Source organism: Streptomyces sp. NPDC001781 (assembly GCF_053596035.1).
Genome location: NZ_JBSFFI010000030.1, coordinates 1 through 11,802, shown reverse-complemented (window position 1 = coordinate 11,802; position 11,802 = coordinate 1). Strand labels below are relative to the sequence as shown.

Annotated in this window: 7 protein-coding genes; 4 read left to right on the top strand and 3 right to left on the bottom strand. The window is 74.0% G+C overall.

Annotated elements, in window-relative coordinates; translation table 11 throughout:
* Positions 1-758 precede the first annotated feature (758 nt).
* A complete protein-coding gene (locus tag ACWCV3_RS23785; RefSeq protein WP_451227624.1) occupies positions 759-2,846 on the top strand; it encodes an asparagine synthase-related protein in 2,088 nt (695 codons plus the stop codon).
* An 80-nt stretch (positions 2,847-2,926) separates the two neighbouring features.
* Here the strand turns inward: ACWCV3_RS23785 and ACWCV3_RS23780 are convergent, their stop codons facing one another.
* Positions 2,927-4,849, bottom strand: coding sequence for a sigma-70 family RNA polymerase sigma factor (locus ACWCV3_RS23780; protein WP_451227621.1), 1,923 nt, complete (start codon positions 4,847-4,849; stop codon positions 2,927-2,929).
* A gap of 180 nt (positions 4,850-5,029) precedes the next feature.
* Complete coding sequence (locus ACWCV3_RS23775) at positions 5,030-5,743, bottom strand: TetR/AcrR family transcriptional regulator (RefSeq protein WP_451227618.1); 714 nt, start codon at positions 5,741-5,743, stop codon at positions 5,030-5,032.
* Between the two features lie 307 nt (positions 5,744-6,050).
* Here ACWCV3_RS23775 and ACWCV3_RS23770 point away from each other — a divergent pair, with 307 nt between their 5' ends.
* Positions 6,051-7,430, top strand: a complete 1,380-nt coding sequence (locus ACWCV3_RS23770; protein WP_451227615.1) for an NAD(P)/FAD-dependent oxidoreductase — start codon at positions 6,051-6,053, stop codon at positions 7,428-7,430.
* Positions 7,431-7,561: 131 nt separating this feature from the next.
* Positions 7,562-9,190: an ATP-binding SpoIIE family protein phosphatase gene (locus ACWCV3_RS23765; RefSeq protein ID WP_451227612.1), complete on the top strand. Its 1,629-nt coding sequence runs from the start codon at positions 7,562-7,564 to the stop codon at positions 9,188-9,190.
* Between the two features lie 320 nt (positions 9,191-9,510).
* On the opposite strand, the gene ACWCV3_RS23760 is transcribed toward ACWCV3_RS23765, so the two are convergent.
* A complete protein-coding gene (locus ACWCV3_RS23760) occupies positions 9,511-10,773 on the bottom strand; it encodes an MFS transporter (RefSeq protein WP_451227767.1) in 1,263 nt (420 codons plus the stop codon).
* 135 nt (positions 10,774-10,908) lie between these two features.
* On the opposite strand from ACWCV3_RS23760, the gene ACWCV3_RS23755 reads away from it, so the two are divergent.
* Entirely contained in the window at positions 10,909-11,457 is a 549-nt protein-coding gene (locus ACWCV3_RS23755; protein WP_451227609.1) for a MarR family winged helix-turn-helix transcriptional regulator, read from the top strand.
* Positions 11,458-11,802: the final 345 nt, after the last annotated feature.

Here is an 11,802-nt window from a genome sequence, read left to right as displayed (position 1 = left end):
CGCCACCCCTCGACACAGACGGCTGCCCCGCTGGCATAACCACGCGGCATTCGTAAACACAGCGTAGTTCGCCGCATCCCAAGCGTTAAGGGGCATTGTTCCGGATGGCGTGATTGCGGTCCGTACGGGAGTACGGCCCTGTACGCACCGTGCACGGAACGTCGCGGCGTGCCCCGGCGTGTGTGGCCGTGCGCCTGTACGTGCGCTCTGGTCCGGCCATCGGGGGAGCGGTTCCATGGCCGTGCGTGGGTCGGCCCGCTGTACACGCGTCCAGTGGGCTGGGGGACGCCGCCGCCTACATCCCCGCGGGCGGCGGACCGGTCCGGGAGGCGACGCCCGCCTCCCGGGCCGTGCTCGCCCGCCGGGCCGCCGTGCGCTCCGCAGGGCCTGTACGGAGCGTGCTCAAATCCCTTGCCCTGCGGCCAATTTGGCCGAAAACAGCCGCCGTTGCGCCGTCCGCATTTCCGTTCCCACCACGGTACTTGAGGGCGCGAAGGGCGTTCCGGGGGAGTGAACCAGGGCGCATTCGCATCGTTGTCCCCGTGTCCTCCACCCGCCGACCCGCGCAGGCGGGAGCCGGGTCCATCCTGCCCGCCGCGCCCCGCCGTGTCCCGGCCGCACGCCTAACCCCGCCGTGTTTCCCGGTGATTTCCCTCGATCGAAGGCGGCGCCACCACCCTTCCCCGGCGCGTTCTTCATGGCAGCATGGGGTCCGGTTCGTGCGGTGCTCTGGTGGTCCGCAGCCTGTGGAGGCGTCGATGCGGTGGTTGGTGGGTTGGAGCAGCACCGCCGCGCGCGCTCTCGGCGCCGAGACCGCGGGAGCCACCGGGTACGACGGCGAGACCCTCCGCCCCGTCGGCTCCCACCTGCTGTGGGGCGACCCCGATCCGCTGTGGGCGGTGGGCGACTGGCGCCCCGACGAGGTCCGCGTGGTGCACGCCGACGCCCAGAACCGCATCGCCGTCCTCGGTATCTGCGGCGCCTCCGACGAGGAGTTGCGGCGCGGGCTGTTCACCGCGCGCGGCGGCGCCCTGCGCCATCTCACCGCCTGGCCGGGCAGCTACACCGCCGTGGTCCAGGCGGGCCGGCGCATCACGGTCTGCGGTGACCTCGCGGGCGCCCGCCCGGTCTTCCACGCCCCCTGGGAGGGCGGCACCGCCTACGCCACGGCCGCCCTTCCGCTCGCCGACCTCACCGAGGCCAACCTCGACTTCGGCCACCTCGCCGCCCTCCTCGCCGCCCCCGAGGTACCGGCCGCCCTGCGCGACACCACTCCCTATGAGGGCGTACGGCGCGTCGCTCCCGGACACGCGCTGGTGCTGCGCGCCGGAGCGCGCGAGATCGTCGGCTACGAGCCGGTCGCCTCCCTCGCGGTCGCCGCGCCTCCCGCCGACCCCGACCGCGCGGTGGACGCCGTGCGCGACGCCCTGGTGGAAGCCGTACGGGTCCGGCTCGCCGCGCCCCGGCACGTCCCCGGACTCGACCCCGGCCCGGTGCCCGGCATGGGCCCGGCCGAACGGCGGGCGGCCCGCGGCATGCCGGTGCCCGGCATCGGCGCCGACCTCTCCGGCGGTCCCGCCTCCGGCACCCTTGCCCTGCTCGCCGCCGGGCTCCCCGGCAGGCCCGGCACCCTCCTCGGACACGGCACCGGCGCGGGCGAGCGCCTCCTCGCCGTCACCTTCAACGACCTGGCAGTCGGCGGCCGCGAGGCCGAACTCGAGCGCGCCGGTGCCCTCGCCGCCAACCCCCGCCTGCACCACGTGGTGGTCACCGGCGCCGAGGACTCGCTCCCCTACGCCGACCTCGACGGCCCCCTCACCGACGAGCCCGGTCCTTCCCTGGTCACCGCCGCCCGGCACCGCGCCCGGCTCGCGTCGGGCAGCGCCGACCACTTCACCGGCCACGGCGCCCGCCAGGTGCTGGACGCCCACCCGGCCCGCCTGGCCGACCTGCTGCTCGACCGACGGCGGCGCCACCTGGTCCGCCCGGTCGCCGCCCTCACCCGCGCCGACGGCTCGGTCCTGGTGCCCGCCCGGGTGTACGGCGCCGCCCGGCGACTGTCCCGCACCCCGTACCGCTCCGGCCTGGAAGCGCTGGCCGAGCGGCTGATGCGGCGGCGGTTCGACGAGCCCAAGGGCGCGGTCGGTGCCTCGCTCGCCGCGCTGACCTGGGCGAGACCCGGTCCGGCCGCCCGGTGGCTCACCGGGGAGGCACTGGCCGAAGTATCGGTTCTCCTGCAGACCGGGGCCGACCGGGCGGCCGGCGGGCCCGGACAGAGACCCGGCGAGTTCCGGGCCCGTGCCGTCCTCGCCCGGTACGCGGCCGATCTCCGCGTTCTCGAACAGGCCGCCGAGGTCCGCTCGCAGCGGCTGCACGCGCCCTTCCTCGACAACCAGGTCGTCCGCGCCTGCCGTGACCTCCCCGAGGCCCTGCGCGTCCAGCCCGGCGCCCGCGCCGCGGTACTGCGCACGGTGCTGGAGGGCGCCGGGGTCACCGACCTGCCGCCCGGCTGGGGCACCCCGTCCCACGCCACCTCGGCCGCCGCCGCGCGCACCGGACTGCGGCTGGCCGCCGACTCCCTGGTCGGCCTCTTCGACACCCCCCTGCTCGCGGACGCCGGCCTGGTCGAGGCCCGCGTGGTCCGCAAGGCCGTCCGGGAGGCCGCCGCCGGCGAACCCCTCCCGCTGGACGGCCTCGCCGACCTCGTCTCCCTGGAACTCTGGCTCGGCCGCCTCCTGGCCCGCCGGGGCACCTGCTGGACCGGTACGCCCGCCCGCGCCCGCGCCGTCCCGGCCGGCATCGCCCCGCAGCGCAGCGCCCTGCGGGCGGGAGCCCGGCCCAGCTGAGGGCTGATCCGCCGGGCATTACGGGACAGCCCTCAGTGCCTCTCGTTCGGGTCGTGCCGGGCTGATCCACACGAAGGTCCCTACCCGCAGCTGAACCGGGACGTGGCCCAGTCCGCGACGGCCGCCTGGCCGAAGGCGGTGCCGCGGGGCTCCACCACCAGCCGTACCGTCTTCCGTCCAGCCAGGTCCACGTGGACCGGCACCGCCGGGTCGCCGCCGGAGACCGTGCCGGACCGCCACAGGCGGGCGCCGTCCGCGTACACCGCGAAGGCCACCCTGCCCAGGCCGAGGGTCATGTCGTCCACCCCGACCACCGCGTCGTAGGCGTCGCACTCGCGGTTGAGATCGACGGTCACCGAGGAGTCGCCGCGCACCGTGACACCGGGGGCGTAGCGCCGGCCCCCGATCGACATGCCGTACCGCCGCCACACCCAGCTGCTGTCGCCGAGCCGCACTTCCGGCTCCGTGCCGTCGCCGGTGAGGTCGTAGCGGAGTTCACTCAGCTCGTAGGACCGGGACGGGGGCGGCGGAGGGGTGGGCGCCGGGGGCGGCGTGGGGCTCGGCCTCGGCTTCGGCGGTGCCGGGGTGGGCGTCGGAGTCGGCCGGGGGGCCGGCTTCGGGGCCGGGGTGGGCTCGGGCGCCGGCTTCGGGGCGTCGGCCACCGGGACGACGGCTGCGGGGGCGGGCGGAGCGGGCGGCCTCGAAGCGGGCTCCTTCCTGTTCACCGGCGGGGGCGGCGCGGGCGGCGGGGTCTGCCGGACCACCGGCGCGGACGGCGACGGCTCGGCGATCTCCTTGGCCGGCCGGCTGTCGTTCACCAGCGCCAGCGCGACGGCTGCGGCGGCCACCGCGACCACACCGGCGGCGATGCCCGCCTTCACCGGCGCGCCCAGCCCCTCCGAGGCCGCGCCACCGCCCGCCGCGCCGCCACCGGCGGACCCGGTCGCGGCGGCAGCGGCCCCCGCGGCCCCCACGCCCGCGCCACCGGCGACCACACCGAGCGCCTTGGCGTACCCGGCGGCACCGAACCAGCCGATGACCGCGACCGGGACGACGGCCGGGATGCCCGCGGCCACCTCCTCGATCTGCGCGGCCGCCAGACGGCACCTGGCGCACTCCTCCAGGTGCTTGCGCAGCCCGCGCTCGGCCCGGATGCGCAGCTTTCGCCGCGCGTACCCACCGAGCTGGTCGGCGTAGCGCGCGCACTCCTCGTCGTTCACCAGGGTCGCGCTGACGTGCGCCTGGAGGTACGCCTGCTTCAGGCCCTCGCGGGCCCGGCTGGCCAGCACCCGCGTGCCGTTGGCGTCCAGCCCGAACAGCACGGCCACCTCGCTGGGCGACTCGTCCTCCACCTCGGTGTGCCAGAGCACCGCCTGCCAGCGCTCGGGCAGCGAGCGGAACGCCTGCATGGCCAGGGTCTGCTCGGCCTCGCGCATCGCGCGTACGTCGGCACCGAGATCGGCGCCGAAGGACCCCGGGGACCCCGTGCCGTCGGCCACCTCGGCCGCCCTGGATGCCTGCTGGGCGAACACCGCGAAGTCGTCCACGAGCTGCTCGCGCCTGGCGGACCGCGTCCAGTGCGCGGCGACCCGGCGCACCGAGGTGAGCAGATAGGCGCGCACCGCGTACCCGGGACCAGAACCGCCGCGCACCGCCTGGAGCATGCGGGCGAACACCTCGGCGGTGAGGTCGTCGGCGGTGTGCCCGTCCCGGCAGCAGGTGCGCGCGTAGCGGCGTACCGCGTCCGCGTGCCGGCGGTACAGCTCCTCGTACGCCGAGTCGTCCCCGGCGCGCATCCGCTCGATCAGCTCGCCGTCGCCTGGCGGTGCCTCGGGCGGGAGCGGCGGTGGGCCGGCCTGGCGCCGGGCCGGCAGGCTCGCCCGCTCACCGCCGCCACGGGCGGCCCGGCCGCCCTGGCTCGGCACCTGCGGCGACGTCAACCCCCCGGCCGCCGCGTCACCACGGCCGTCGGCGCGCGCACCGTCCCACCCGTCAACGCCCATCGCGTGAAGCCCCCGACAACGGCACAGCCCGACCCGAACAGGCTCAGCGTGCCACAGCCGTGTTCACCGCCGGCCCACTCGCCGGACCCGTCACTCATCCGAGCGGAAGTTTCACCAACCACCCGCAATCAGTTCCGAACAAGCAGTCCTGGTAAGGGGGTTCGGGGCGAGGCGGCTCCGCTACGCGGGCCGGGACCGCAGTCCCTCCAGCAGGATGTCCAGCAGCCGTGCGGAGGCGGCCGCCTGCTGCGCGGCGTCCGGCAGCGAGGGCGCCGCCGTGGCGATCACCAGGAGCACGTCCGACACGGAAACGTCCGCCCGCAGCTCCCCGGCCGCCCGCGCCCGCTCCACCAGCCGGCCGACCACGTCCAGCAGCGCCGCCGTACCCGGCTCACCGCCGCCGTCCACCAGCCGCAGCTCACCGGCACCGGCCTGGGACCGCTGCTGCGGGACCCGCGCCTCGTCGGCCGACGGAGCGCCACCCTCCTCGGCGACACCCACCCGCAGCACCTGCGGCGGCAGCAGCCGGCCCGCGCCGGACGCCACCGAGGTGCGCAGGAAGCGGGAGAGCGCCGACCACGGCTCGTCCTCCTGGCCCAGCGCGGTCCGCGCCTGCTCGGTCAGCCGCGCGGTCTCCTCCTCGGCGATCCGCCGCACCAGTACGTCCTTGCTGGGGAACCGCCGGTACACCGTGCCCACACCGACCCGCGCCCGCCGCGCCACGTCCTCCATCGGCGCGCCGTAGCCCAGCTCGCCGAACACCTCACGCGCCGCCCTCAGCACGTGCTCCAGATTGCGCTGCGCGTCCACCCTCAACGGCGCCGCGCGCCCGCCGCCGGTCCGTCCGGCCGACGCGAGGGGCGCCGCTGACCAGTGCGTGTCCTGAACATGCATGTCTTCCCCCGGTAATGACGTCTCCCCCCGGAGACTCCCCGCCACTGATGCCGAAAGCGCGGAAAACTGGCGCCGGTCCCGAAGCGGGCCCGCACCCGGCGACCCCCTCGACGACCCTCCCGTACCTCGTCGAAACAGCAACATAGTTGAGCGGGGGTCAATTCAGAAGGGGTAGGTTCCGCACAGTGCGCCCCTCGATCGGAGTACGAGCCATTTATGTCCGGATTCCGTGCCCCCGCACATCCGGCCGCCTGGCACGCACATTGCCGAGGCTGTGGACAAACAACAGCGCCGGGTGCGTCATGGGATGGTGAAGGAACGCGCGCGCATTCTGGTCGTCGGCGGTGGCTACGTCGGCATGTACACCGCCCTGCGTCTCCAGCGGAAACTGAAACGGCAGCTCAGACGTGGTGACGTCGAGATCACCGTGGTCAGCCCCGACCCCTACATGACCTACCAGCCCTTCCTCCCCGAGGCGGCCGCCGGCTCGATCTCCCCGCGTCACGTCGTCGTACCCCTGCGCCGGGTGCTGCCCGAGTGCCGTGTGGTCATCGGCGAGGTCACCTCCGTGGACCACGCCGTACGCACCGCCGCCGTCACCACCCTCGCCGCCGAGCGGCACGGCCGCGCCGCCGAACTCCTCGGCTACGACGAACTCGTCCTCGCCCCCGGCTCCGTCTCCCGCACCCTGCCCGTCCCCGGCCTGGCGGAGCACGCCATCGGCTTCAAGACCGTCGAGGAGGCCATCGGGCTCCGCAACCACGTCATCGAGCAGATGGACATCGCCTCCTCCACCCGCGATCCCGCCCTGCGCGACGCCGCGCTCACCTTCGTCTTCGTCGGCGGCGGCTACGCCGGGGTGGAGGCCCTCGGCGAACTCGAGGACATGGCCCGCTACGCCGCCCGGTACTACCCCAACCTCCGCCCCGAGGACATGAAGTGGGTGCTGGTGGAGGCCACCGGCCGGGTGCTGCCCGAGGTCGGCCCCGAACTGGGCCGCCACACCGTCACCCAGCTCCGCCGCCGCAACATCCAGGTACTGCTGAACACCCGCCTCGAATCCTGCGCCGACCGGGTCGCCGTCCTCAGCGACGGCCGCCGCCTCCCCACCCGCACCGTCGTCTGGACCGCCGGCGTCAGACCCCACCCGATGCTCGCCGCCACCGACCTGCCCCTCGACCCGCGCGGAAGGCTGCGCTGCACCGCCGAGCTCGCCGTCGAGGGCACCGAGCACGCCTGGGCCGCGGGCGACGCCGCCGCCGTACCCGACGTCACCGCCACCGAGCCCGGCGCCACCACCGCACCCAACGCCCAGCACGCGCTGCGCCAGGCCAGGGTCCTCGGCGACAACATCGTGCACACCCTGCGCGGCGAGCCCCTGCGCACCTACAACCACCGTCAGCTCGGCTCCGTCGCCTCTCTCGGCCTGCACAAGGGCGTCGCCCAGGTGTACGGCCGCGGGCTCACCGGCCGCCCCGCCTGGCTCCTGCACCGGGCGTACCACCTCAGCCGTGTGCCCACCTTCAACCGCAAGGCCCGCGTGCTCGCCGAGTGGACCCTCGCGGGCCTGTTCAAACGCGAGATCGTCTCCCTCGGCTCCCTCGAACACCCGCGGGCGGAGTTCGAACGCGCGGCCGGTGGAGAACCCCCCTGGCGGCACCCGGACCCCCCGAAGGGGTCGTCCTGACCGGGGCCGGGAACTACCCGGCCCCCCACGGCCGTCTGACGGATGTCGCCGCGAACCGCCACCTGCCAGACTGCTCCACATCCTCGGACGGGCAACAGCCCGCCCTCTGCACACGCGAGGCATTCCCCACTGTGAACTTCACGCGCTGGAGCGCCCGGCTCCCCGGAACGCAGCGCCGCGCGACAGCGCGGACCGAGCAGACGGTCTCCCCGGACCGGCGCGGCGAGAGCCCGGTACCCGCCGCCCGCGCCGGACACCCCGCCTCCGCCGTCGACGGACTGCCCACCCGCGAGGTCCTCGACCGCGTGCCGGCCCTCGTCGCCCTGGTCCACGGCCCCGACCACCGCCTCGCCCACGTCAACGCCGCCTACGCCGCCGCCTTCGGCCCCCGCGCCCCCGGCACGCCGGCCCGCGACACCCTCCCCGAACTCGCCGAACTGGGCCTCTTCCCCCTCCTCGACCAGGTGCTGCGCAGCGGCAGACCCCGCACGCTGAAGTCCCGCAAGGCGGTCGACGGCCGGTCCTACACGTTCACGTGCACTCCCGTCACCGGGCACGGCGACCGGGACGCCGGCGTACTCGTCTTCGCCACCGACGTCACCGACCACGCCGAGGCCGCCGAACGCCTGCGCGCCAGCGAACGCAGCCAGCGCCAGACCGCGGTCACCCTCCAGCGCTCCCTGCTCCCGCAGGACCTCGAGGAACCCGACGACCTGCGCGTGGCCGCCACCTACCAGCCCGGCGGCACCGAGGCCGCGGTCGGCGGCGACTGGTACGACGTCATCACCCTCGGTGGCGGCCGCACCGCCCTCGTCATCGGCGACGTCATGGGCCGGGGCGTGCGAGCCGCCGCCGTCATGGGCCAGCTCCGCACCGCCGTCCGCGCCTACGCCCGCCTCGACCTCCCCCCGCACGAGGTCCTCCAGCTCCTCGACGGCCTGGCCGTGGAGATCGACCCCAACCAGATCGCCACCTGCGTCTACGCCGTCCACGACCCCAACGAGGGCCGCCTGGTCTACGCGTCCGCCGGACACCTGCCGATCCTGGTCCGTGACGAGAACGGCGAGGTCCTGCGCGCCGACGAGCCCACCGGCCCTCCGCTGGGCACCGGCGGCTGGGTCCACTCCTCCGGCTCCGTTCCCCTCGGTCCCGGCGCCACCGCGGTCCTCTACACCGACGGCCTGGTCGAACGGCGCGATCAGGACCTGGACGAGGGCATCACCGCCCTGGCCCGCGCCCTCTCCGGTGCCACCGGCACACCTCAGGTCGTCTGCGACCGCCTGGTCCGGTCGGCCGGCGTCACCGCCGACCACGACGACGACGTGGCCGTCCTCGTCCTCCAGCATCCCCACCGCACCGGGCCCGCCGCCGACCTCTTCCGCAACGCGGCCCTGGACCTCCTCGGCGGCGTCGAGGCCGCCCCGCGCGCCCGCGCCTTCGCCTCCGGGGTGCTCACGAGCTGGCGCTTCCCCACCGAACTCCACGACCTCGGCGTCCTCGCCACCAGCGAACTGGTCGCCAACTCCCTCCAGCACGGCACCCCACCCATGCGGCTCAGACTGCGCCGCACCGACCGCCGCCTGATCATCGAGGTCACCGACGGAGACGACCACCTCCCGCGCCGCCGCCGGGCCGAACCCGCCGACGAGTCCGGGCGCGGCATCGACATCGTCGCCACCATCGCCACGAGCTGGGGCTCCCGCCGCACCCCGGGCGGCGGCAAGGCGGTCTGGTGCGAGTTCCTCCTCCCGAAGGGCTGAGGGCTGTCCCGTGATCCCCGGTGGATCAGCGCGCGGCGTCGGATGCGGTGCGTCGCGAGGCGGAGGGCCGTCCTGATACCTGGCGTAGGCAGGCGATCCGGCAACGCGGCGAGGTGCCGCGGCTGTCGTCGCGCGCCTGCCGGGGATTGCGGGACAGCCCTTGGGGTCTTCCGTCTGGATCATGCCGGGCTCGCGGTGTCCCGCCCGACCGGCGACGCCCGGGCCGGGACCTCGTCACCCGGCGGTCGTTCGAACACCCCCACGCGGAAGGGCCGGAAGCACGCGATGTGCTCCCGGCCCTTCCTCCGTGTACGGACTTCCTAGGCGCTGACCGACTCCGCCGGAGCACCGCCCCGGGCCACGACCCGGCTCTTGCCCGCCGCGGCCCACGGGTGGTCCTGCGCGGGCGTGAGCCGACGGCCCAGCCGTATGGCCAGCACGCTGATCGCCACCGAGAACAGCGCGAACGTCACGATGTACGGCGCGTGCAGCGAGGCACCCAGCGGTCCGCCGATGGCCGGTCCGACCGCCAGCGCCAACTGCTTGACCAGCGCGAACGCGGAGTTGTACTGCCCCGCCATGCCCTCCGGCGCCAGATCGGCGACCAGCGGCGCGACGGTCGGCGACAGCATCGCCTCACCGAGCCCGAACAGCGCGTACGTCGAGACGAACGCTGCCGTGGCCATCTCCTGGCTGCCGTGCCCGAGACCGGCGTAGCCCGCCGCCAGCCAGGCGACGGTCCAGATGAGCCCGACCACCGCGATCACCCGGGACCGGCGGCGCCGCTCGACCAGCTTCAGCACGGCGAACTGCGCCACGACGATCATCAGCGTGTTGGCGGCGAGCGCGGTGCCCAGCGTGGACGTGGAGATCCCGGCGGCCTCGACGCCATAGGCGCTCAGGCCGGACTCGAACTGCCCGTAGCAGGCGAAGAACAGCACGAAGCCCAGCACGCAGAGCTGCACCATCGCCCGGTTCCCCACGAGCTGCCGCCAGCCGCCCTTGGCCGAGCCGGAGGGCAGGTCGGTGATGCGCGGGGCCCGCGGCATCCGCACCGTCGCCATCAGCACGGTGAGCAGCAGGAAGATCGTGGCCTCGATGGAGAACAGCACGGTGAAGGAGGACGCGCGGCTCGTGTCCACCAGGTGGCCGCCTATGAGCCCGCCGACGCCCAGACCGAGGTTCTGCAGGAAGAACTGCATGGCGAACGCCCGCGACCGGGTCTCGGTGGTCGAGCAGTCCACGATCATCGTCGCCAGCGCCGGCTGCATCACCGCCTGTCCGGCACCGAGCGCGGCCGCGGTCAGCAGTACGGAGACCGCACCGCCCGCAAGCCCCAGGCCCAGAGCGCCGAGCGCGGACAGGACCAGGGCAGCGAGCAGGACGGGCAACGGACCGCGCCGGACGATCGCGCGCCCGGCGAACGGCAACGCGATGAGCGCCGCCACGGCGAAGACGGCGAGCACCAGCCCGGCCGTCATGGCTCCCAGTCCTCGCACCTGCGCCACATAGACGTACAGATACGGGACCGTGAAGCCGAGTCCGAATGCGCTGAGCGCGTTGCCCACGTGGATGCGGGGCATCGCCGCCCCCATCGCCCTGGTCACGTTCACCTCTTCCACAAGTTAGGAGTGAAGACTTCGAAGCTAAAGTTCGAAGCTAAAGAGTACATGCCGAAGGACTTCAAAGCAAAGAGCTGCCGTGCCATACTCCTTGCCATGGCCGACACCGCCGGCGTCCCGGAGCCGACACTCGAAGAACAGATCGCCGCCTACCAGCGCGAGTTCCAGGACCTCGACCCCCAGGTCGAGGAGATCGTGTCGGCGCTCTCCCGGCTGAACCGCCGGATGAACGTGGCGTACGGCCGCCAGACCGCCGAGCTGGGCATCAGCAACGCGGAGTGGGAAGTACTGAAGGCCCTCGTCCTGTCCGGCGCCCCGTACCGGCTGGGGCCCGGGGAGCTGGCCAAGCGGCTCGGGCTCACCCCGGCCGCCATGACCCACCGGATCGACCGCATGGTCACCGAGGGCCTGGTCACCCGCGAGCGCGACGAGTCCAACCGCGTCCGCGTCATCGTGGAGCTGACGACAGAGGGCCGCGAGAAGTGGCTCGAGGCGATGCGCCTGGCGACGGTCTTCGAGGAGGACCTGCTCCAGGACCTCAGCTCCGGGGAGCGCTCCGTGCTGGGAGAGGTGCTCACCCGGCTCCTCCGCCGCGTGGAGCACGCCCAGCCCGACGCCGAGGGCCGGCTCTCCGACCTGGACTGACCGCTTGACCACGGGTCGGCGGAAAAAATCTTGACAGGAGGGTTTGACCCGCCCCCTACGAGTCCGTACAGTTCTCCGGGTTGCACGGAGCCGTAACGGTTCTCGTCAGCGCCTCGCCGCCTCGAGCGGCAACCTCAAACCACCAGTACGACCATCCCCTGGGATTGATTTCGGCGCGTCCGAATTCGATTCGAATGGGAACCGGCGGCCCGATTAGGAACTGCCGGGGATGATCCGCTAAGGTTTGAGACGTCGGAACGGCCCAGCGGGCCGGGAAGACAACCCCCTCTGACTGGGAATCAGACGCCGAAAGGATCTGATAGAGTCGGAACCGCCGGAAAGGGA